Origin of the sequence: Rothia halotolerans (genome assembly GCF_004136635.1) — a bacterium.
In the GTDB taxonomy this organism is placed as follows: Bacteria; Actinomycetota; Actinomycetes; order Actinomycetales; family Micrococcaceae; genus Rothia; species Rothia halotolerans.
The window spans coordinates 194,621-218,233 of the sequence record NZ_NOIU01000001.1 but is presented as its reverse complement, the minus strand read 5'-3'; the positions used below and the strand labels follow the sequence as shown (position 1 = coordinate 218,233).

The window sequence follows — 23,613 nt, the reverse complement described above, 5'->3', positions numbered from 1 at the left end:
GCTAGCCTCGTCTCATGGAGGAGACGACGAAGACCCCAGACATCGACGGACCGCTTTTCCGGAATCTCGTCAAATTCGGCAGATTCTTTTCCCGCGCCGAACTCTCCGAGGACGGTCGAGCCGAATTCCTGGAGGGCGGGCGCCAGGGTGACGTATTTTACAGGGACCGCTGGAGCCACGATAAGGTGGTGCGTTCCACGCACGGCGTGAACTGCACCGGCTCCTGCTCCTGGAAGGTCTACGTCAAGGACGGGATCATCACCTGGGAGGCCCAGGAGACCGACTACCCCTCGGTCGGCCCCGACCGCCCCGAGTACGAGCCCAGGGGCTGCCCCCGCGGCGCCGCCTTCTCCTGGTACACCTACTCGCCCACCCGGGTGAAGTACCCCTACGTCCGCGGCGTGCTCCTGGAGATGTACCGGGAGGCGAAGGCGGAGCACGGCGACCCGGTGGAGGCCTTCGCTGCCATCACCCAGGACCCGGAGCGGCGCCGCCGGTACCAGCAGGCCCGGGGCAAGGGCGGGCTGGTGCGCTCCAGCTGGGAGGAGGCCCTCGAGCTCATCGCTGCGTCCCAGATCCACACGATCAGGGAACACGGCCCGGACCGCAACATCGGCTTCTCCCCGATCCCCGCCATGTCGATGGTCTCGCACGCCGCGGGCGCCCGCTACATCGAGCTGATCGGCGGGGTGATGACCTCCTTCTACGACTGGTACGCCGACCTCCCCGTCGCCTCGCCGCAGGTCTTCGGCGACCAGACGGACGTCCCGGAGTCGGGGGACTGGTGGGACGCCAGCTACCTGATGATGTGGGGCTCCAACATCCCCGTGACCCGCACGCCGGACGCCCACTGGCTCGCGGAGGTCCGCTACCGCGGCACCAAGGTCGTCTCGGTGAGCCCGGACTACGCGGACAACACCAAGTTCGCCGACGAGTGGCTGCCCGCCCAGGCGGGGACCGACGCTGCGCTCGCCATGGCGATGGGGCACGTAGTGCTGAAGGAGAACTTCGTCGACCGCCGGGTCCCCTTCTTCGAGGACTACGTGGGCACCTACACCGACCTGCCCTTCCTGATCCGCATCGACCGGGACGAGCAGGGCCGCGCCAAGGTGGGCAAGTTCCTCACCGCCGCGGACCTGCCGGAGCACCGCGACGCCGCCGACGCCTCCTTCAAGACCGTCCTGCTGAACAGGGAGACGGGCGAGGCCGTGGTGCCCAACGGCTCCATGGGCTTCAGGTACAACGACGAGGACGCCGGCCGCTGGAACCTGGACCTCGAGGGGGTCGTCCCGGCCCTCTCCGTCCGGGACGCGGCGGGGCTGGGGGCGGAGGCCACGGAGCTGCAGATGGCCGCCTTCGACCGGCCGGACGGCTCGGGCAGGACCGTCTCGCGCGGCGTCCCCACCACCACGGTCGCGGGGCACGAGGTCACCACGGTCCTGGACGTCATGCTCGCCCAGTACGGGGTGGGCCGTGAGGGCCTGCCCGGCACCTGGGCCCAGGGGTACGACGACGCCTCCGTCCAGTACACCCCCGCCTGGCAGGAGGAGATCACCTCCGTCCCCGCCGAGGCGGTGATCCGGGTGGCCCGCGAGTTCGCCAGGAACTCCGAGGAGTCCAGGGGCCGCTCGATGATCATCCTCGGGGCCGGGATCTGCCAGTGGTACCACGGGGACACCACCTACCGCGCGATCCTGGCGCTGCTCATGCTCACCGGCTGCCAGGGCCGCAACGGCGGCGGCTGGGCGCACTACGTCGGGCAGGAGAAGGCCCGGCCCATCACCGGCTGGGCCACCGTGGCCAACGCGCTGGACTGGAGCCGCCCGCCCCGCACCATGATCGGCACCGGCTTCTGGTACATGCACACCGACCAGTGGCGCACGGACGGGCACTCGACCGACTCCCTGCAGTCCCCCCTGGGCCGCGGCGACCTGCGCGGGATGCACACCGCCGACGTCGTCGCCAAGTCCACCCGGATGGGATGGATGCCGTTCTACCCCCAGTTCCGGGAGAACTCGCTGGACCTCGCCGACCGCGCCGGGGAGGCCGTGGCGGCGGGGGAGGCCGAGGACGAGGCCGCCTACGTGGCGGGCCGCCTGAACTCGGGCGACCTGGACCTCTCGGTCGAGGATCCCGACGCGGAGGAGAACTGGCCGCGCACCCTCATGCTCTGGCGCTCCAACCTCCTGGGATCCTCCGCCAAGGGCGAGGAGTACTTCCTCAAGCACCTGCTGGGCACGCACCACAGCGTCCAGGGCGAGGAGCACTCCGACTCCCGGCCCAGCGACGTCGCCTGGCACGAGGAGGCCCCCGAGGGGAAGCTGGACCTGCTGGTCTCCGCCGACTTCCGGATGACCTCCTCGACGCTGCTCTCCGACGTCGTCCTGCCGGCCGCGACCTGGTACGAGAAGCACGACCTCTCCTCGACCGACATGCACCCCTACGTGCACGCCTTCACCCCGGCCATCGACCCGCCCTGGGAGGCCCGCACGGACCACCAGATGTTCAAGGACCTCGCCGAGGAGTTCTCCCGGCAGGCCGCGCGGCACCTGGGCACCCGGCGCGACGTCGTCGCCGTGCCCCTGCAGCACGACACCCCGGGCCAGCTCGCCCAGCCGGGCGGGCACGCCCCCGACTGGAAGAACACCGGGATCACCGGGGTCCCGGGGCGCAACATGCCGATCTTCAAGACCGTCGAGCGCGACTATCCGGCCGTCTCGCAGATGTACAACACCGTCGGGCCGCTCGCCTCGAGCCTGGGGCTGACCACCAAGAACGTGACCTTCGACGTCACCTCCCAGGTGGACCGGCTGGCTTCCGAGCACGGCGTGATGAGCTCAGGGAAGGGCGCGGGACGCCCCGCGATGGACACCGACGTCAAGATCGCCGAGACGATCCTGAGCTTCTCCGGGGCCACCAACGGCGAGCTGGCGGTGCAGAGCTTCAAGAGCCTCGAGGAGCGCACCGGGGTCCGCCTCGCGGATTACGCCGAGGGCAGCGAGGAGAAGCGCATCACCTTCCCGCAGACCCAGGCGGGGCCGGTTCCGGTGATCACCTCGCCCGAGTGGTCGGGGTCCGAGACCGGAGGCCGGCGCTACGCGCCCTTCACCGTCAACATCGAGCGGCTCAAGCCCTTCCACACCCTCTCCGGGCGGATGCACTTCTTCCTGGACCACGACTGGATGCACGAGATGGGGGAGAACCTCCCGATCTACCGGCCCCCGCTGGACATGAATGCCCTGTTCGGCGAGCCCAAGCTCGGCGAGCGGGGGGAGCTCTCCGTCGCGGTCCGCTACCTCACCCCGCACAACAAGTGGTCGATCCACTCCGAGTACCAGGACAACCTCTTCATGCTCTCCCTCTCCCGGGGCGGGACCACGGCGTGGATGAGCCCCCAGGACGCGGAGAAGATCCAGGTGAGGGACAACGACTGGATCGAGTGCGTGAACACCAACGGGGTCTTCGTCGGCCGCGCGGTGGTCTCGCACCGGATGCCCGAGGGCGTCATCTACGTCCACCACGCCCAGGAGCGGACCATCGACGTCCCCCGCTCGGAGACCACCGGGAAGCGGGGCGGCATCCACAACTCCGTCACCCGCATCCTCGTCAAACCCACCCACATGATCGGCGGGTACGCGCACCAGGCCTACGCGTTCAACTATCTGGGCCCCACAGGAAACCAACGGGACATCGTCTCCCTCATCCGCCGTCGCAGCCAGGAGGTCAACTACTAATGCGAGTCATGGCGCAAGTCAGCATGGTGATGACGCTCGACAAATGCATCGGGTGCCACACCTGCTCCGTCACCTGCAAGCAGGCCTGGACCAACCGGGCGGGCACCGAGTACGTGTGGTTCAACAACGTCGAGACACGCCCCGGCCAGGGCTATCCACGCCGCTACGAGGACCAGGAGCGGTGGCGCGGCGGCTGGGAGCTGAACAAGCGCGGTCGGCTCCGGCTCAAGTCCGGGAACCGGCTGCAGAAGCTCTTCGGGATCTTCGCCAGCCCCGTCCAGCCCGAGCTCAAGGACTACTACGAGCCGTGGACCTACGACTACGCCTCGTTGGTCAACGCGCCCCTGGGCGACGACTTCCCGGTGGCCAAGCCGAAGTCGCTGATCACCGGCGAGGACACCAAGATCGAGTGGAGCGCCAACTGGGACGACGACCTCGGCGGCGTCACCGAGAACGGGCACCTGGACCCCATGGTGGAGAAGGTGCGGAAGGAGTCCGAGGAGCGGATCGCCTTCGAGTTCGAGAAGACGTTCATGTTCTACCTCCCGCGCATCTGCGAGCACTGCCTGAACCCCTCCTGCATGGCCTCCTGCCCCTCCGGGGCGATCTACAAGCGCACGGAGGACGGCGTCGTGCTGGTGGACCAGGACCGCTGCCGCGGCTGGCGGCAGTGCATCACCGGCTGCCCCTACAAGAAGATCTACTTCAACCACAAGTCGGGCAAGGCCGAGAAGTGCACCTTCTGCTACCCGAGGATCGAGGCCGGGATCCCGACGGTCTGCGCGGAGACCTGCGTGGGGCGGATGCGCTACATCGGCATCTTCCTCTACGACGCGGACCGGGTCACCGAGGCCGCCTCGGCGCCCGAGCAGGAGCTCTACGAGGCGCAGTTGGACCTCATGCTGGACCCGAACGACCCCGAGGTCATCCGCGAGGCCCGGAAGGCCGGCATCGAGGAGTCATGGCTGGAGGCGGCCCGCCGCTCGCCTGTCTACAAGATGGCCAAGGAGTGGCGGGTGGCCCTGCCGCTGCACCCCGAGTACCGGACCATGCCGATGGTCTGGTACGTGCCCCCGCTCTCGCCCATCGTGGACCTCCTCAGGGACCAGGGGCACGACGCGGAGGACGAGGGGAACCTCTTCGGCGCGATCGACGCCCTGCGCATCCCGGTGGAGTACCTGGCGGAGCTGTTCACGGCCGGGGACACCGAGCTCATCACCGGCGTGCTGAGGAAGCTCGCCGCCATGCGCTCCTACATGCGGGACATCTCGCTGGGCCGTGAGGCCCGCTCCGAGATCGCGGAGGAGGTGGGCATGACGGGCTCCGAGATGTATGAGATGTACCGGATGATGGCCATCGCCAAGTACCAGGACCGCTACGTCATCCCCAAGGCCCACATGGAGGACGCCCACAACCTCGAGGAGATGGGCTGCTCCCTGGACTTCGAGGGCGGGCCGGGCATGTACCAGGGCGCCTTCGGGGAGACCAGCGGGCGGCCGGTGCCGGTCGCGGTCGAGAACTTCCAGGCGCTGCGCGAGCGCCAGTGCGGGGAGCGCCCAGCCGACGACGAGGCCATGGCCGGTCGCGTGAACCTGCTCAACTGGGACGGCAACGGCAGGCCCGATGGCCTCTTCCCCGACCAGCGCGAGGGAGGCGAGCGGTGATGGCGGGTCTGCTCTCCAAGATCCTGGGCCGCCAGCAGTCCGCGGAGGAGGCCGGCCGCCGCGGCCGGGACCCCCTCGACCCGGGCCCCGGCGGGCCCACGGACCCGCTGGTCTACCAGCTCGTCGCCGTGCTGCTCGGGTACCCGGACGAGGACCTGCTCCGGGACCTGCCGGCGGTGCGCGAGGCGGCGGCCGCGTCGGAGCACCCCGGCCTGGCGGAGGCGGTGGAGCGCACCGCCTCCTGGCTGACCGGGGACGGGCTGGCGGAGGTCCAGGGCGCGTACGTCCAGGAGTTCGACCTCTCCCGGCGGCACAGCCTCAACCTCTCCTACTGGACCGACGGGGACACCCGGCGGCGCGGGGAGGCGCTGGGCCGCTTCAAGCGGGCCTACCGGGAGTCCGGGGTGCTGACCCACCTGCGCGGGGAGCTGCCGGACTACCTGCCGATGGTCCTGGAGTTCGCCGCCGCCGTGGACATGGGGCGGGGCAGGGCCCTGCTGCAGGAGTACCGGCCCAGCCTCGAGCTGCTGCGTCTGGCCCTGCGCGAGGGCGGGCTGCCGCACGAGGCGCTCGTCGAGCTGGTGTGCGGCTCCCTGCCGGGCGTCTCGCCGAGGACCCAGCAGGAGGTCCAGGCGATGGTGAGCGCCGGGCCGCCCCAGGAATCGGTGGGACTGGGCCACGACGACCCCCGCCTGCTGCCAGTGATCGACAAGAACGCCGCGGGAGCCGCATCATGAACGTCCTCGACCTCCTCCTCTGGGGAGTGCTTCCCTACGTCACGCTGGTCATCCTGGTCGGCGGCACCGTCTGGAGGTACCGCTACGACCAGTTCGGCTGGACCACCCGCTCCTCCCAGCTCTACGAGTCCAGGATCCTGCGGATCGCCTCCCCGGTCTTCCACATCGGCATCCTGGTGGTGCTGGTGGGGCACATCGTGGGCCTGCTCATCCCCAAGACGTGGACGCAGGCGATGGGGGTCTCCCAGGAGATGTACCACGTGATGGCCCTGGGACTGGGCTCGGTGGCCGGCGTCGCGACGCTGGGCGGGCTGGCGCTGATGATCTACCGCCGGCGCCGCACGGGCCCGGTGTTCATGGCGACGACGAAGAACGACAAGGTCATGTACCTCGTGCTGGTCTCGGCGATCGTGCTGGGCCTGGCGACGACGCTGATCTCGGTCACCGAGGGCGAGGCCGGCGGCGACTACCGGGAGACCGTCTCCCCGTGGTTCCGCTCGCTCTTCATCCTCCAGCCGGACATCGGGGCGATGGCCGCGGCGCCGCTCTCCTTCCACCTGCACGTGCTGGTGGGGCTGCTGCTGTTCATGCTCTGGCCCTTCACCCGCCTGGTCCACGCCTTCACGGCCCCGGTCCACTACCTGTTCCGTCCCTACATCGTCTACCGCTCGCGCGGGGCGGGGCGCCGCAGCTCGGCCTCCCCGCGGCGCGGCTGGTCCCCGGTGGGCACCCCCGACCGGGAGAGGAGGTAGCCCGGCCCCGCCCCGGGCCCTCCCGCGGCGGGCCGCCGCGCCGGGAGGGCCTCTCCAGCAGAAGCGCACCATCCGAGACGCCTCCAACCCGAGGAGATCTGAGAGGAAACATGTCCGCACCATCCGACGCCGTGACCGCCAACGACCTCAAGAAGGGCCAGCTGCGCAATCTCCTGCTGGCGACCTTCGCCTCCACCATCGGCTTCTGGGGCTGGACCATGATCGGCCCGCTCAGCGGGCACTACACGTCCATCATGGAGCTGAGCACCGCGCAGGCCTCCCTGCTGGTGGCGATGCCCGTCATCGTGGGCTCCGTGGCCCGCATCCCCGCCGGGGCGCTGACCGACCGCTACGGCGGGCGGGTCATGTTCACCTGGGTGCTGGGGCTGACCGCGCCGCTGATCGTGCTGGTGGGCCTGGCGGGCGCGGCGGGGAGCTACCCCCTGCTCCTGGTCGTCTCGTTCTTCCTGGGCATCGCCGGGACGATCTTCTCGGTCGGCATCCCCTTCTCCTCCGACTGGTACGAGTCGCACCGCAAGGGCTTCGCCACCGGGGTCTTCGGCGCCGGGATGGGCGGCACCGCGGTCTCCGCCTTCGTGACCCCGCGGCTGGCCGCCTGGCTGGGCTACCTGCCCACGCACTTCGTCGTCGCCGGCGTCGTGCTGGTCACGGCCCTGATCGTCTGGCTGTTCCTGAGGGACTCCCCGGTCTGGCTCCAGCGCGAGGCGACGCCGATGATGCCGAAGCTGAAGAGGGCCTTCACTCTCGGGGTGACCTACCAGATGTGCTTCCTCTACGCGATCATCTTCGGCGCCTTCGTCGCCTTCTCCAACTACCTGCCCACCTACCTGGGGAACGTCTACGCCTTCGACGCCACGGAGGCCGGGACCCGGACGGCGGGCTTCGCCCTGGCCGCGGTGATCGCCCGTCCGATCGGCGGCACGCTGGCGGACCGCATCGGGCCCCGGCTGGTGACGTGGGCGTCCTTCATCGGCGTCACCGTCTTCGCCGCGATCCTGGCCTTCCAGCCCGCCGACGAGCGTCAGTTCGGCCCCCTGTGGGTCCTGATGGCCCTGTTCGTCGGACTGGGCACGGGCGGGGTCTTCGGCTGGGTCAGCCGGGCGGCCCCCGCCGCCGCGGCGGGGACCATCTCCGGGGTCATCGCGGCCGCGGGCGGGCTCGGCGGCTACTTCCCTCAGCTCTACATGGGCGCCGTGTACGACCCGGACAACGCGAGCTACTTCGTGGGCCTGATGACCCTCGCGGTCTTCACCGTCCTGGGGCTGGCACTGACGTTCTTCGTCCGCAACGGAGGCGCTCCCGGCAGGGAAGGACGCTGAGGCTCAGCGGACACGCGCCCTCCTCGGGAGGGTGAGGGAGGTGCCCCGGCCCGGCCGGCGGGGCGCCTCTCCGCGCGGCGATGAGGCCGCAGGCGGAAAGGGCGCGGGCGGTTCGTGTCGCCCCGTTCACGTCCGTCCGTGTCCTGTGGCACACTGGATCGGAGACAAGCCGTTCACGCGCGACGGGAGAGCCCCGGTCAGCCGGGCGCCGAAGGAGCAAACCCTCCCCGGGAAACTCTCAGGCACACGAACCGCCGCGCTAGGCGACTCTGGAAAGGAGCCCCGTGGCTCCGCCGAAGGGGCAAGGACCCCGATCCGCGGATCGGGACCCGAAACTCTCAGGTCACTGCACAGAGTGGGGAGGATCAGCCCACCCCGCTCGGAGAACAGATGCCCTTCCTCGACCGTCACCTCGGTCCCCGCCCGGACGACGTCGCCGCCATGCTGGAGGCCGTCGGCCACCGCAGCCTGGACGATCTCGCGGCCGCCGCGGTCCCCGCCTCCATCGCCGCCCGGGAGCCGCTGCGCCTGCCGGGCCTGCCGGCGGCGCTCTCCGAGGAGCAGGCCCTCGCCCGGATGCGCAGGATCGCGGCGAGGAACCGCCCGGCGGTGCAGATGATCGGGCAGGGCTACCACGAGACGACGACGCCGGCCGTGCTGCGCCGCAACATCCTGGAGTCCCCGGCCTGGTACACCTCCTACACCCCCTACCAGGCGGAGATCTCCCAGGGCCGGCTCGAGGCCCTGCTGAACTTCCAGAACGCGATCATGGACCTGACCGGCCTGGACATCGCCAACGCCTCGATGCTGGACGAGGCCACCTGCGCGGCGGAGGCGGTGCTGCTGATGCACCGCGCCAACCGGAAGGTCAAGGAGGGCGCGGTCGCGGTCGACTCCCGGCTGCTGCCGCAGACCCTCGGCATCGTCTTCAGCCGCCTCGAGGCCCTGGGCATCGAGGCCATCCTCACCGACTTCTCGTCAGGGCTGCCGGAGGGGCGGCTGTTCGGGGCCCTGCTCGCCCAGATCGGCTCGGAGGGAGAGCTGCTCGACGTCGGCCCCACGGCCGCCGCGGCGCGGGAGGCGGGCGCGCTCGTCGCCGTCGCGACCGACCCGCTGGCCCTGACCCTGATCCCCTCGCCCGGCTCGCTGGGCGCCGACGTCGCGGTGGGCAGCTCCCAGCGCTTCGGCGTCCCGCTGTTCTACGGCGGCCCCCACGCCGCGTTCATCGCCGTGCGCAAGGGGCTGGAGCGCTCCCTGCCGGGCCGCCTGGTGGGGGTCTCGACCGACGAGGCGGGGCGGCCGGCGTACCGGCTGGCCCTGCAGACCCGCGAGCAGCACATCCGGCGGGAGAAGGCGACGTCGAACATCTGCACCGCCCAGGCGCTGCTGGCCGTGGTCGCCGGCGCCTACGCCGTCTACCACGGGCCCGAGGGCCTGCGGCGCATCGCCGAGCAGATCCACGGCCGGGCGGCCCGGCTCGCCGCGGGGCTCGCCGGGGCGGGCCTGGAGCCGCTGCACGGCCGCTTTTTCGACACGGTCACGGTGCGCGTGCCGGGCGAGGCCGACCGGGTGCTCGCCCGGGCGCTGGAGGAGGGCATCAACCTGCGCCGCGTCGACGCGGACACGGTGGGCGTCTCGGTGGGGGAGCCCCACACGGCCGAGCACATCGAGGCGGTGCTGCGGGCCTTCGGCGCCTCCGCGGCGCAGGAGGGCGAGGCCGAGCGCTTCGCGATCCCCGCGCAGCTGCGCCGCCGGGACGGCTACCTCGGCCACCCGGTCTTCCACGCCCACCGCTCCGAGACCTCGATGATGCGCTACCTCCGGGAGCTCTCCGACCGGGACCTCGCGCTGGACCGCACCATGATCCCGCTGGGCTCCTGCACCATGAAGCTCAACGCCGCGGCCGAGCTCGAGCCCATCTCCTGGCCCGAGCTCGCCGGCATCCACCCGCTGGCCCCGGCGGACCAGGCGCGGGGATGGGCCGAGCTGATCGGCGACCTCGAGGCCTGGCTCGCCGCGATCACCGGGTACGCGGCCGTGTCCCTGCAGCCCAACGCGGGCTCCCAGGGAGAGTACGCGGGACTGCTGGCCATCCGCGACTACCACCGCGACCGCGGCGACGACCAGCGACGCATCGTGCTGATCCCCGCCTCGGCGCACGGCACCAACGCCGCCTCGGCGGTCCTGGCGGCGCTGAGGGTGGTCGCGGTCGCGACGGCCGAGGACGGCTCGATCCTCATGGAGGACCTCGCCGCCAAGGTCGAGAGGCACCGGGACGAGCTCGCGGCGATCATGATCACCTACCCCTCCACCCACGGCGTGTTCGAGGGGGACGTCGCGGAGGTCTGCCGCATGGTGCACGACGCCGGCGGCCAGGTCTACCTCGACGGCGCCAACCTCAACGCCCTGGTGGGGCTGGCGACGCCGGGCGGCTTCGGCGGCGACGTCTCCCACCTGAACCTCCACAAGACGTTCTGCATCCCGCACGGCGGCGGGGGCCCCGGCGTCGGCCCCGTGGCCGTCGGCGAGCATCTGCGGCCCTACCTGCCGGGGGATCCGGCGGCTCCCGGGGAGGGGAGCGGCGCGGTCTCGCAGGCGATGTTCGGCTCCGCCGGCGTCCTGCCGATCTCCTGGATGTACCTGGCGATGATGGGCGCCGAGGGGCTGGCCGAGGCCTCGCGCACCGCGATCCTCAACGCCAACTACCTCGCCCGGCGCCTGGACCCGTACTTCCCGGTCCTCTACGCCGGCGCCGGCGGCCTGGTGGCCCACGAGTGCATCCTCGACCTCCGTCCGCTGACCAAGGCCTCCGGCATCACCGCCGAGGACGTCTGCAAGCGGCTCATGGACTTCGGCTTCCACGCCCCGACCCTGGCGTTCCCGGTCCCCGGCACCCTCATGGTCGAGCCGACCGAGTCCGAGGACCTCGCCGAGCTGGACCGCTTCGTCGAGGCGATGGCCGCCATCCACGCCGAGATGACCGAGGTGGCCGAGGGCCGCGTGGAGGCGGGGGAGTCGGTGCTGCGCCGGGCACCGCACACCGCCGAGGCGGTCTCCGCCGACGCGTGGGACCGGCCCTACCCGCGCTCGCAGGCCGCCTACCCGGTGCCGGGGCTGCGCCGGAGCAAGTACTGGCCGCCGGTCGGCCGGAACGACGGCACGGCGGGGGACCGCAACCTCGTCTGCGAGTGCCCGCCGCCGGCCGCCTTCGACATCGAGCACCGGGCGGACGAGCCCGCCGGAAGCGAGGACTAGGACATGAGCGAGGAGACCACCGGGGGCACGGCGCCCCGCCGCACGCCCCTGCACGGCGTCCACGAGGAGCTGGGGGCCGCCTTCACCGACTTCGGCGGCTGGGAGATGCCCCTGAGGTACGGGAGCGACGTCGCCGAGCACCGGGCGGTGCGCACGGCCGCGGGCCTGTTCGACCTCTCCCACATGGGCGAGATCCGGGTGAGCGGCCCCGGGGCGGGCGCCCTGCTGGACCGGGCCCTGGTCTCCTCCTTCGGCGCCCTCGCCGTGGGGCGGGCCAGGTACTCGATCATGGCCGACGCCGCGGGCGGGATCGTGGACGACCTCATCGTCTACCGGCTGGGCGAGCAGGACTTCCTGGCGGTCCCCAACGCCGCCAACGCGGAGGCGGTGCTGCGCGAGCTGACGGTGCGCGGCGCCGGGATCGAGGCGGAGGTCGCCGACGAGTCCGAGGCCACGGCGCTGATCGCCCTCCAGGGTCCCGCCGCGGCCGGCGTCGTGGGGCGCCTGCTCGAGGAGCTGGAGCTGCCCGGCGGGGACTCCGAGCTCTCCGGGCTGAGGTACTACGCCGCGGCCCCGGCCCGGGTGGCCGGGCACGAGGTGCTGCTGGCGCGCACCGGCTACACCGGCGAGGACGGCTTCGAGCTGTACGCGGCGCGGGAGGACGCGGAGGCCCTGTGGCGGGCGCTCGCCGCGGCGGGGGAGCCCGACGGCGTCGTGCCCGCGGGCCTGGCTGCCCGGGACTCGCTGCGGCTCGAGGCCGGCATGCCCCTCTACGGGCACGAGCTCGGACCCGGCATCTCGCCGTGCGAGGCCGGATTCGAGCGCATGGTGGAGAGGGCCCTGGAGGCCAAGGGGGAGTTCGTGGGGCGGGAGGCGCTGGCCGTGGCCCTGGAGGCCGCCGGGGACCCGTCCTCGCGCACCCTGGTGGGGCTGCGCGGGCTGGCCCGGCGCCCCGCCCGCGCCGGCGCGGAGATCCTGGAGCCGGGGGAGGAGAGCGCCGGAAAGGTCGGCGTCGTCACCTCGGGCATCCCCTCGCCGACGCTGGGGCACCCCATCGCGATGGCCCTCCTCGAGCGGCGCCGGGCCGAGCCGGGCGCCGTCCTGCCGGTGGACATCCGCGGCCGCAGCGCGGACTTCGAGGTCACGCCCCTGCCGTTCTACCGACGCGGACGATGAGCATCAGCACACACAGCACCTGCTACCGGGAGGTACACGGATGAACGCCACCGACATCAGCGTCTTCGACCTGTTCAGCATCGGCGTGGGGCCCTCGAGCTCCCACACGGTGGGGCCGATGCGGGCCGCCAACCGCTTCGTGACCGAGCTGATCGACGCCGGGGCCCTGGAGAGGGTCGCCGAGCTGAGCGTGGACCTCTACGGCTCGCTGGCGGCCACGGGGGCCGGGCACGGCACCATGGCGGCCACGGTCAAGGGCCTGGCCGGCTGGGAGCCGGAGAGCATCGACATCGCCGCCGCCGAGCGCCAGCTCGCCGAGAACCAGGCCACCGGCCGGCTCGTCCTGGCCGGCCGGCCGAGCCCCGCCCGCGGCGGGGGAGGGGAGCCGGCCACCGGCCCCGAGGTGGCGGTCAGCGAGGCGGCCATGACCCTGCGCCCGCTGACGGTCCTGGAGCGGCACACCAACGGCGTCCGCTTCAGGGCGCTCGACGCCGGGGGAGCCGTGCTGGACGAGCGGACCTACTTCTCGGTGGGCGGCGGCTTCGTCGTCGAGGAGGGGGAGGAGGCCGCCGACGGCGACAGCCTGGCCGACGTGCCGCACCCCTACGACTCCGCCGAGCAGCTGGTGTCCCGGGCTTCCGAGGCGGGGATCTCGATCGCCCGGCTCAAGCTGGAGAACGAGCTGACGGCCCGCTCCGAGCGGGAGGTCGAGGAGGGGATCCTCGCGATCTACCGGGTCATGCGCGAGTGCATCGGCTCCTCGCTGGAGCGGATCGGCTACCTTCCCGGCGAGCTGAAGGTCCGCTGCCGGGCCGGGCAGTGGCACCGCGACCTGCTCCGGGAGGACGCCGGGAAGTCGGCCGAGTACGCGATCGACTGGGTCAACCTCATCGCGCTCGCGGTCAACGAGGAGAACGCATTCGGCGGCAGGGTGGTCACGGCTCCCACCAACGGCGCCGCGGGGATCCTCCCGGCGGTCCTGCACTACGCCATGAACTACCTGCCCGGCATCCGCACGGCGGGTCGCCCGGCGCGGGAGCGCGCCCTCGTCGACTTCTTCCTCGCCTCCGCGGCGGTGGGGGCGCTGTACAAGAAGCGGGCCTCGATCTCGGGGGCGGAGGTCGGCTGCCAGGGCGAGGTGGGCAGCGCCTCGTCGATGGCGGCGGCCGGGCTGGCCCAGGTGATGGGCGGCAGCAGCCAGCAGATCGAGAACGCGGCCGAGATCGCGATGGAGCACAACCTCGGGCTCACCTGCGATCCGGTGGGCGGGCTCGTGCAGATCCCGTGCATCGAGCGCAACGCCATGGCGGCGGCCAAGGCGGTGAACGCCGCCAAGATCGCGCTGCGCGGCGACGGCGAGCATAGGGTATCGTTGGACCAGGTGATCGAGACCATGAGGCAGACCGGTGCCGACATGTCGGCGCGGTACAAGGAGACCTCCCGCGGCGGGCTGGCCGTCAACGTCGTCGAGTGCTAGAGCCCGGGCCACGGCCTGTGGACAACGCCCGCGCCGTGGTGTACTGTGATTATTTGCGCTTTCCCTAACTCTTTGTGCCTTCATATAGCGGTGGGTACAACTGATGGATCCAGCTCACGTTTCCAGGCCAGCAGACCACCGACTCGCACGCACCCTCAGCCCCCGGGCCCCTTTCCGCGTGCTGCAAGAGGTCGGCCGCGCGACGTGAGTGAGATCGGATCCGGGCGAGCCCGTGTACACACACGTTACGTGGAAGGATCCATATCTTGGTCGCCTCGAGCACCTCAAATTACGACGCCGCTAGCGCGGCCGGAAACCTCCCCGAGGGTTCCGCGTCCCGCATCTCATTCGCAAAGATTCACGAGCCCCTCAGCGTGCCGAACCTGCTCGCGCTGCAGACCGACAGCTTCGACCGGCTGATCGGCAACGAGCGCTGGGCCCAGCGTGTGGAGGAAGCCGCGAAGACGGGGGACACCTCCGTCTCCCCCGTCGCGGGCCTGGCCGAGATCTTCGAGGAGATCTCTCCCATCGAGGACTTCCAGGGCACCATGTCCCTGTCCTTCTCCGAGCCCGAGTTCGCGGACCCGAAGTACACCATGGAGGAGTGCAAGGATCGCGACGCGACCTACTCCGCCCCGCTGTACGTCAAGGCCGAGTTCATGAACAACGAGACCGGCGAGATCAAGCAGCAGACCGTGTTCATGGGCGACTTCCCGCTGATGACCGAGTCCGGCACCTTCGTGATCAACGGCTCCGAGCGCGTCGTCGTCTCCCAGCTGGTCCGCTCCCCGGGCGCCTACTTCGAGAAGTCGGCGGATCGCACCTCGGACAAGGACATCTACTCGGCCCGCATCATCCCTTCCCGTGGTGCCTGGTTCGAGCTCGAGATCGACAAGCGCGACCAGGTCGGCGTGCGCCTGGACCGCAAGCGCAAGCAGTCGGTGACCGTGCTGCTCAAGGCGCTCGGCTGGACCGAGGCCAAGATCCTCGAGGAGTTCGGCGAGTTCGACTCGATCCGCGCGACGCTGGAGAAGGACGCCGTCGAGACCCGCGACGACGCCCTGATCGACATCTACAAGAAGCTGCGCCCGGGCGAGCCGCCGACGGTCGACGCCGCCCAGGCGCTGCTCGACAACATGTACTTCACGCCGAAGCGCTACGACCTGGCCAAGGTCGGCCGGTACAAGATCAACCGCAAGCTGGGCATCGACAAGCCGCTCGGCGACAACGACTCCTCCGTGCTGACCCAGGAGGACATCGTCGCGATGATCCGCTACCTGGTGACCCTGCACGCCGGCGGCGAGTCCATCAAGGGCGCCCGCGACGGCGAGGAGGTGGACATCCGCGTCGACACCGATGACATCGACCACTTCGGCAACCGCCGCATCCGCGCGGTCGGCGAGCTGATCGAGAACCAGATCCGCACCGGCCTGTCCCGCATGGAGCGCGTCGTGCGCGAGCGCATGACCACCCAGGACGTCGAGGCCATCACCCCGCAGACCCTGATCAACATCCGCCCGGTCGTGGCGTCGATCAAGGAGTTCTTCGGGACCTCGCAGCTCTCGCAGTTCATGGACCAGAACAACCCGCTGGCCGGGCTGACGCACAAGCGCCGCCTGTCCGCGCTGGGCCCCGGCGGCCTCTCCCGCGACCGCGCGGGCATGGAGGTCCGCGACGTGCACCCGTCCCACTACGGCCGGATGTGCCCGATCGAGTCCCCTGAGGGCCCCAACATCGGTCTGATCGGCTCGCTCGCGACCTTCGGCCGCATCAACCCCTTCGGCTTCATCGAGACCCCCTACCGGGTGGTCGAGGGCGGCAAGGTCACCGACAAGGTCGTGTACCTGACCGCCGACGACGAGAAGGGCTCGATCATCGCGCAGGCCAACGCGCCGCTGACCGATGACCAGCGCTTCGCAGAGGAGGGCGTGCTCTGCCGCGCCTCCGACGGCTCCGGCGAGGCCGAGGTCAAGGCCGCCGAGGACGTCCAGTACATGGACGTCTCCCCGCGCCAGATGGTGTCGGTGGCGACCTCGCTGATCCCGTACCTCGAGCACGACGACGCCAACCGCGCGCTCATGGGCGCCAACATGCAGCGTCAGGCGGTCCCGCTGCTCCAGTCCGAGTCCCCCGTGGTGGGCACCGGCATGGAGGGCTACGCCGCCCTGGACTCCGGCGACTCCGTCCTGGCCCGCAAGGCCGGCGTGGTCACCGAGGTCTCGGCGGACCTGGTCGTGGTGGCCAACGACGACGGCACCACCACCTCGTACCCGATCGCGAAGTTCCAGCGCTCCAACCCGGGCAACTGCTACAACCACCGCGTCGTGGTCTCCGAGGGACAGCGCGTCGAGGACCGCTCCCTGCTGGCCGACGGCCCCTCCACCGACGAGGGCGAGCTGGCGCTGGGCAAGAACCTCCTGGTGGCGTACATGTCCTGGGAGGGTCTGAACTACGAGGACGCGATCATCCTCTCGCAGCGGATGGTCTCCGACGACGTGCTGACCTCGATCCACATCGAGGAGCACGAGATCGACGCCCGCGACACCAAGCTGGGCGCCGAGGAGATCACCCGGGACATCCCGAACGTCTCCGAGGAGGTCCTCTCGGCCCTCGACGAGCGCGGCATCATCCACATCGGCGCCGAGGTCGAGGCGGGCGACATCCTGGTCGGCAAGGTCACCCCGAAGGGCGAGACCGAGCTGACCCCGGAGGAGCGCCTGCTGCGCGCGATCTTCGGCGAGAAGTCCCGCGAGGTCCGCGACACCTCCCTGAAGGTCCCCCACGGCGAGTCCGGCACCGTCATCGGCGTCCGTGTCTTCGACCGCGAGGAGGACGACGAGGACATGCCCCCCGGCGTCAACCAGCTGGTCCGCGTCTACGTGGCCCAGAAGCGCAAGATCACCGACGGCGACAAGCTCGCCGGCCGCCACGGCAACAAGGGCGTTATCTCCAAGATCCTCCCGGTCGAGGACATGCCCTTCATGGCCGACGGCACCCCGGTGGACGTCATCCTCAACCCGCTGGGCGTGCCCGGCCGCATGAACATCGGGCAGGTGCTCGAGGTCCACACCGGCTGGCTGGCCAAGCAGGGCTGGAAGATCGAGGGCGAGCCCGAGTGGCTCGGCAAGCTCTCGAACTTCCCCAAGGAGTCCGGCCCCACCAAGGTCGCCACCCCCGTGTTCGACGGCGCCGAGGAGCAGGAGATCTTCGACCTCCTGGACCACACGAGCCTGAACCGCGACGGCGAGCGCCTGATCGACAGCACCGGCAAGGCCCTGCTGTTCGACGGCCGCTCCGGCGAGCCGTTCCCCGAGCCGATCTCGGTGGGCTACCAGTACATCCTGAAGCTGCACCACCTGGTGGACGACAAGATCCACGCCCGCTCGACCGGCCCGTACTCGATGATCACCCAGCAGCCGCTGGGCGGCAAGGCGCAGTTCGGCGGTCAGCGCTTCGGCGAGATGGAGGTGTGGGCCCTGGAGGCGTACGGCGCCGCCTACACCCTGCAGGAGATCCTGACCATCAAGTCCGACGACGTCCACGGGCGCGTGAAGGTCTACGAGGCCATCGTGAAGGGCGACAACATCCCCGAGCCGGGTGTCCCCGAGTCCTTCAAGGTGCTCATCAAGGAGATGCAGTCGCTGTGCCTGAACGTCGAGGTCCTCTCGAGCGACGGGCACGCGATCGAGATGCGCGACTCGGATGAAGAAGGATTCCGGGCTGCCGACGAACTGGGGATCGACCTCTCCCACGCCGAGCCCAGCTCGGTCGAGGAAGTCTGACCCGCTCGTCCACCCAAGATCCTTCACACGTTTTTTCAAGAGAAAAGGACCCCATGTCCAACGAATCTTCACTTGGATTGATGCGGATCGGCCTGGCCACCGCTGAAGACATCCGTAACTGGTCCTACGGCGAGGTCAAGAAGCCTGAGACCATCAACTACCGCACCCTCAAGCCGGAGAAGGAAGGCCTCTTCGACGAGCGGATCTTCGGACCCACTCGCGACTGGGAGTGCTACTGCGGCAAGTACAAGCGCGTCCGCTTCAAGGGCATCATCTGCGAGCGCTGCGGCGTCGAGGTGACCCGCGCCAAGGTGCGCCGCGAGCGGATGGGCCACATCGAGCTGGCCGCCCCCGTGACGCACATCTGGTACTTCAAGGGCGTCCCCTCCCGCCTCGGCTACCTGCTGGACCTGGCGCCGAAGGACCTCGAGAAGATCATCTACTTCGCCGCCTACATGATCACGTGGGTGGACGAGGAGGCGCGCCACGACGACCTGCCGAACCTGCAGGCCGCCCACGACAAGGACAAGCGGTCCCTGGAGTCCGAGCGCGACGCCGACATCGCCGCGATCGCCCGGGAGACCGAGCAGGAGCTGGCACGCATCGAGGCCGAGGGCGGCAAGGCGGCCGAGAAGCGCAAGCTGCGCGACTCCGCCGAGCGCCAGATGGCCCAGGTGCGCAAGCGCGTGGACGCCGAGATCGCCCACCTGGACCAGGTCTTCGACCGCTTCAAGAACCTCAAGGTCTCCGACCTCGAGGGCGACGAGGCGCTCTACCGCTCCATGGTCGACCGCTTCGGCATGTACTTCGAGGGCTCGATGGGCGCGGAGTCCATCAAGAAGCGCCTGGAGAACTTCGACATGGCCGCCGAGGCCGAGTCGCTGAAGGAGGTCCTCCAGACCGGCAAGGGCCAGCGCAAGACCCGCGCCCTGAAGCGCCTGAAGGTCATCAACGCGTTCCTGACCACGGACAACTCGCCGCTGGGCATGGTCCTCGACGCCGTCCCGGTGATCCCGCCGGAGCTGCGCCCGATGGTCCAGCTCGACGGCGGCCGCTTCGCGACCTCGGACCTGAACGACCTGTACCGCCGCGTGATCAACCGCAACAACCGCCTCAAGCGGCTGCTGGACCTCGGCGCGCCCGAGATCATCGTGAACAACGAGAAGCGGATGCTCCAGGAGGCCGTGGACTCGCTGTTCGACAACGGCCGCCGCGGCCGCCCGGTCACCGGGCCGGGCAACCGCCCGCTGAAGTCGCTGTCCGACATGCTCAAGGGCAAGCAGGGTCGCTTCCGTCAGAACCTGCTGGGCAAGCGCGTCGACTACTCGGGCCGTTCCGTGATCGTCGTCGGGCCCCAGCTGAAGATGCACCAGTGCGGTCTGCCCAAGCAGATGGCCCTGGAGCTGTTCAAGCCCTTCGTGATGAAGCGCCTGGTCGACCTCAACCACGCGCAGAACATCAAGTCGGCCAAGCGCATGGTCGAGCGGTTCCGCCCCCAGGTCTGGGACGTGCTGGAGGAGATCATCACGGAGCACCCCGTGCTGCTCAACCGCGCCCCCACCCTGCACCGCCTGGGCATCCAGGCCTTCGAGCCGCAGCTGGTGGAGGGCAAGGCCATCCAGCTGCACCCGCTCGTCTGCTCGGCCTTCAACGCCGACTTCGACGGCGACCAGATGGCCGTGCACCTGCCCCTGAGCCCCGAGGCCCAGGCCGAGGCGCGCGTGCTGATGCTGTCCTCGAACAACATCCTCAAGCCCTCGGACGGCCGCCCCGTGGCGGTCCCGTCCCAGGACATGATCATCGGCCTGTACCACCTCACCACCGTGCGCGAGGGCGCCGAGGGCGAGGGGCGGGCGTTCTCCTCGCTGGCCGAGGCCCTGATGGCCCTGGACCGCCACGAGATCCACCTCAACGCGAGGATCAGGATCATCCTCGAGGACTTCACGCCCTACGCGGGCTGGGAGGCCCCCGAGGGCTGGGAGGCCGGCCAGCCGGTGCTCGTGGACTGCACGCTCGGCCAGGTCCTGTTCAACCAGACCCTGCCCGCCGACTACCCGTGGTACGGCGGGGTCGCGGACAAGAAGGGCCTGGGCGCGCTGGTCAACGACCTCGCGGAGAACTACCCGATGGTCGAGGTCGCCCGCACGCTGGACAACCTCAAGGACACCGGCTTCTACTGGGCCTCGCGCTCGGGCGTGACCGTCGCGGTCACCGACATCGCGACGCCGCCGCAGAAGCCGGCCATCATGGAGGGCTACGAGAAGCAGGCGTCGGAGATCCAGGGCCAGTACGAGCTGGGCCTGATCGACGACGACGAGCGCCGCTCCGAGCTGATCGACATCTGGACCAAGGCGACCGACGAGGTGGCCGAGGCGATGCGCGAGAACCTCACGGATCTGAACACCATCAACCGCATGGTGTCCTCCGGTGCGCGAGGCAACTGGATGCAGGTCCGCCAGATCGCGGGCATCCGCGGCCTGGTGGCCAACACCCGCGGCGAGATCATGCCCCGCCCGATCAAGTCCTCCTACCGCGAGGGCCTGTCCGTGCTGGAGTACTTCATCGCGACCCACGGCGCCCGCAAGGGCCTCGCGGACACCGCGCTGCGTACCGCCAACTCGGGCTACCTGACCCGTCGTTTGGTGGACGTCTCGCAGGACGTCATCGTGCGCGAGCTCGACTGCGGCACCCGCCGCGGCCTGAACCTCGACCTGGTGGACATCGATCCGGACACCGGCACGATCTCGCTGCAGGAGGACGTGGACAACTCGATCCACGGCCGCGTGCTCGCCGTCGACGTCAAGGACGCCGAGGGCAACGTGCTGGCCGAGGCGGGCTCCGACGTCTCCGACGCGGTGATCCGCCGCATGTACGAGGGCGGGATCCAGCAGGTCCGGGTCCGCTCGGTCCTGACCTGCGAGTCCGCCGTCGGCGTCTGCGCCAAGTGCTACGGCCGCTCGATGGCCTCCGGCAACCTGGTGGACATCGGCGAGGCCGTGGGCATCATCGCCGCGCAGTCCATCGGCGAGCCCGGCACGCAGCTGACCATGCGGACCTTCCACACCGGCGGCGTGGCCTCGGCTGAGGACATCACCCAGGGTCTGCCCCGCATCCAGGAGCTCTTCGAGGCCCGCACGCCCAAGGGCGTCGCGCCGATCTCGGAGATCGCCGGCCGGGTCAGCATCGAGGACACCGAGAAGGCCCTCAAGGTCGTGGTGACCCCGGACAACAAGGACGACGAGCCGATGGCCTACCAGGTCCTGCGCCGTTCCCGCCTGCTGGTGGACGACGGCGACACGGTCGAGGTCGGTCAGCAGCTGGTCTCCGGCGCGGTGGATCCCAAGGAGGTGCTGCGCATCCGCGGCCCCCGCGAGGCGCAGAAGCACCTCGTGGACGAGGTCCAGGGCGTGTACCGCTCCCAGGGCGTGGGCATCCACGACAAGCACGTGGAGGTCATCGTGCGTCAGATGACGCGCCGGATCACCGTCATCGAGTCCGGCGACACCGAGCTGCTCCCGGGCGAGCTGGTGGAGACCGTGCTGTTCCAGCAGTCCAACAAGAAGGCGGTGACCAGCCAGCAGCGTCCGGCCGCCGGACGTCCGGAGCTGATGGGCATCACCAAGGCCTCGCTGGCGACCGACTCCTGGCTCTCCGCGGCCTCCTTCCAGGAGACCACCCGCGTCCTCACGCAGGCCGCGATGGAGGGCAAGTCGGATCCGCTGGTGGGCCTCAAGGAGAACGTCATCATCGGCAAGCTCATCCCGGCCGGCACCGGTCTCGATCGGTACAACAACCTCGAGATCGAGCCGACGGACGAGGCACGCGAGAAGCTGTACGCCAACACCACCGGGTTCGGCGACTTCAGCTACGCGGCCGAGAACGACGCCTCCGTGGCCGCCGAGTTCCAGGCCATCCCGCTGGATGACTACGACTTCGGCAGCAACAGCTAGACGCCCGCCGGCGTTCTGCGTGCCCGGCTCCTTTCGGCGGCCGCGGCGCCCAGACCCCGGGCCGGCCGAGCACCTCCGCCCCCGCGGTTCGCATGCCGCACACAGATTCAGCAAGCGAACACCTCCCCGGTAGGGTCGTTATGGGCCACATCACAGGAGCCGTTCCCGCGGGGCGGATCCGGGAGGCCCGGCGCAGTGCGGCGCCGGGCGCTCCGAGGGAAGGAGTTCGCATGTCATCCACCACCGAGACGTTCGAGGACAGGCACCGGGAGCACGATGCCGTTCCCGCCACGCCCCCGCCGGGGCTCCCGGCAGACCCCGCGGCGTCCTCCGACGCGGCCGCCGACTCCCAGTCCCAGCTGAGCGAGGAGATGGAGCGCATCCAGCGCGGCTACGAGGCCTCCGGCGAGCGGGAGCACGGCCCCCGGCTGGACTACGCCCCCTACCGCAGCTCGGTGCTGCGCCATCCGACCAAGGACCCGCACCACGTGGACCCGGAGCTGATCGAGCTCTCCTCGCCGGCCTTCGGGCACCGCGACGTCGGGGACCTGGAGTCGGACCTGACGATTCAGAGCGGGGGAGAGCCCATCGGCGAGCGCATCAAGGTGCGCGGGCGCATCCTCGACTCGGCGGGCCGCCCCGTGCGCGGACAGCTCGTGGAGGTCTGGCAGGCCAACGCCGCCGGCCGCTACATCCACAAGCGGGATCAGCACCCCGCGCCGATCGACCCGAACTTCACCGGCGTCGGCCGCTGCCTGACGGGTCAGGACGGCTCCTACGAGTTCACCACCATCAAGCCGGGGCCGTACCCGTGGAAGAACCACCGCAACGCCTGGCGCCCGGCGCACATCCACTTCTCCCTGTTCGGCACCGACTTCACGCAGCGGCTGATCACGCAGATGTACTTCCCCGGGGACCCGCTGTTCTCCCTGGACCCCATCTACCGCTCGATCGTCGACGACCAGGCGCGCAGGCGGTTGGTCGCCGAGTACGACCACGAGGTCTCCGAGCACGAGTGGCTGCTGGGATACCGCTGGGACATCGTCCTCGGCGGCAGTAACCGCACCTGGACCGAGCCCGAGGAGGACGAGCGATGAGCCGCGAGCCGCAGCAGACCCCCGTGAGCCGCGGCCGTCCGGTGGCGGATCCCCCGGCCGACCTCACCCCGACCCCGGGCCAGACCATCGGCCCGTTCTACGGCTACGCCCTCCCGTACGAGGGCGGCGAGAGGCTCGTGGACCGTGCCGATCCGCGCGCGGTGCGCCTGCACGGCACCGTGTACGACGGCGCGGGCGACCCCGTCCCCGACTGCCTCCTGGAGATCTGGCAGCCCGACGAGCACGGCCGGGTCCCCCGGGAGCCGGGCTCCCTCCTCCGGGACGGCTACACGTTCACCGGATTCGGCCGCGCGCCGGCCGATAGGGCGGGCCACTACGACTTCACCACGCTGGAGCCCGGCGCGACCGCGCCCGGCAGAGCCCCCTACCTCCTGCTGACGGTGTTCGCGCGCGGTCTGCTGGACCGCCTCTTCACCCGGATCTACCTGCCGGAGGACGCGGTGGCCCTGGCCGCGGACCCCGTCCTGAGCGGCCTGCCGGAGCAGCGGCGCTCGACGCTGGTCGCCGAGCGGGAGCCCTCCGGGGCCCTGCGCTTCGACGTGCGCCTGCAGGGCGAGGACGAGACGGTGTTCCTCACCTATCCGGGCCAGTCGAGCTACGGGTTCGGGAGGTAGCCGGCGTGCCGTTC

General features: G+C 70.4%; 12 protein-coding genes and 2 riboswitches. All 12 genes read left to right on the top strand.

The genetic code is table 11. The annotated features are described in order from the left end of the window. The first annotated feature begins 14 nt into the window (after positions 1–14). The 12 genes from EWV39_RS01065 (at position 15) to pcaG (ending at position 23,599) form a co-directional block, all read left to right on the top strand. Positions 15–3,734, top strand: coding sequence for a nitrate reductase subunit alpha (locus tag EWV39_RS01065; protein WP_129656461.1), 3,720 nt, complete (start codon positions 15–17; stop codon positions 3,732–3,734). Then, on the top strand, positions 3,734–5,398 hold the full coding sequence (narH, locus tag EWV39_RS01060; protein WP_129656460.1) for a nitrate reductase subunit beta: 1,665 nt from the start codon (positions 3,734–3,736) through the stop codon (positions 5,396–5,398). Before EWV39_RS01065 ends, narH begins: the two co-directional genes overlap by 1 nt. After that, a complete protein-coding gene (gene narJ / locus EWV39_RS01055; RefSeq protein ID WP_129656459.1) occupies positions 5,398–6,135 on the top strand; it encodes a nitrate reductase molybdenum cofactor assembly chaperone in 738 nt (245 codons plus the stop codon). The genes narH and narJ overlap by 1 nt, the downstream gene beginning before the upstream one ends. Then, the gene (gene narI, locus EWV39_RS01050; protein ID WP_129656458.1) at positions 6,132–6,887 is read left to right on the top strand and encodes a respiratory nitrate reductase subunit gamma; all 756 of its coding nucleotides are present in this window, start codon (positions 6,132–6,134) and stop codon (positions 6,885–6,887) included. Before narJ ends, narI begins: the two co-directional genes overlap by 4 nt. Positions 6,888–6,997: 110 nt before the next feature. Beyond that, positions 6,998–8,227, top strand: coding sequence for a nitrate/nitrite transporter (locus EWV39_RS01045; protein ID WP_129656457.1), 1,230 nt, complete (start codon positions 6,998–7,000; stop codon positions 8,225–8,227). A gap of 173 nt (positions 8,228–8,400) precedes the next feature. Beyond that, positions 8,401–8,491: riboswitch (glycine riboswitch) on the top strand. Then, positions 8,492–8,591: riboswitch (glycine riboswitch) on the top strand. Between the two features lie 26 nt (positions 8,592–8,617). Then, complete coding sequence (gene gcvP, locus EWV39_RS01040) at positions 8,618–11,482, top strand: aminomethyl-transferring glycine dehydrogenase (protein ID WP_129656456.1); 2,865 nt, start codon at positions 8,618–8,620, stop codon at positions 11,480–11,482. A gap of 3 nt (positions 11,483–11,485) precedes the next feature. Next, positions 11,486–12,658 (top strand): glycine cleavage system aminomethyltransferase GcvT, encoded by a 1,173-nt coding sequence (gcvT, locus tag EWV39_RS01035; protein ID WP_129656455.1) that lies wholly within the window; start codon positions 11,486–11,488, stop codon positions 12,656–12,658. Positions 12,659–12,698: 40 nt separating this feature from the next. Next, positions 12,699–14,135, top strand: a complete 1,437-nt coding sequence (locus EWV39_RS01030) for an L-serine ammonia-lyase (RefSeq protein ID WP_129656454.1) — start codon at positions 12,699–12,701, stop codon at positions 14,133–14,135. Between the two features lie 266 nt (positions 14,136–14,401). After that, a complete protein-coding gene (rpoB, locus tag EWV39_RS01025) occupies positions 14,402–17,917 on the top strand; it encodes a DNA-directed RNA polymerase subunit beta (protein ID WP_129656453.1) in 3,516 nt (1,171 codons plus the stop codon). Positions 17,918–17,970: 53 nt separating this feature from the next. Then, a complete protein-coding gene (locus EWV39_RS01020) occupies positions 17,971–21,867 on the top strand; it encodes a DNA-directed RNA polymerase subunit beta' (RefSeq protein WP_129656452.1) in 3,897 nt (1,298 codons plus the stop codon). Between the two features lie 230 nt (positions 21,868–22,097). Continuing rightward, complete coding sequence (pcaH, locus tag EWV39_RS01015) at positions 22,098–22,964, top strand: protocatechuate 3,4-dioxygenase subunit beta (RefSeq protein ID WP_129656451.1); 867 nt, start codon at positions 22,098–22,100, stop codon at positions 22,962–22,964. Further along, positions 22,961–23,599, top strand: coding sequence for a protocatechuate 3,4-dioxygenase subunit alpha (gene pcaG / locus EWV39_RS01010; protein WP_129656450.1), 639 nt, complete (start codon positions 22,961–22,963; stop codon positions 23,597–23,599). The genes pcaH and pcaG overlap by 4 nt, the downstream gene beginning before the upstream one ends. The last annotated feature ends 14 nt before the right edge of the window (positions 23,600–23,613 follow it).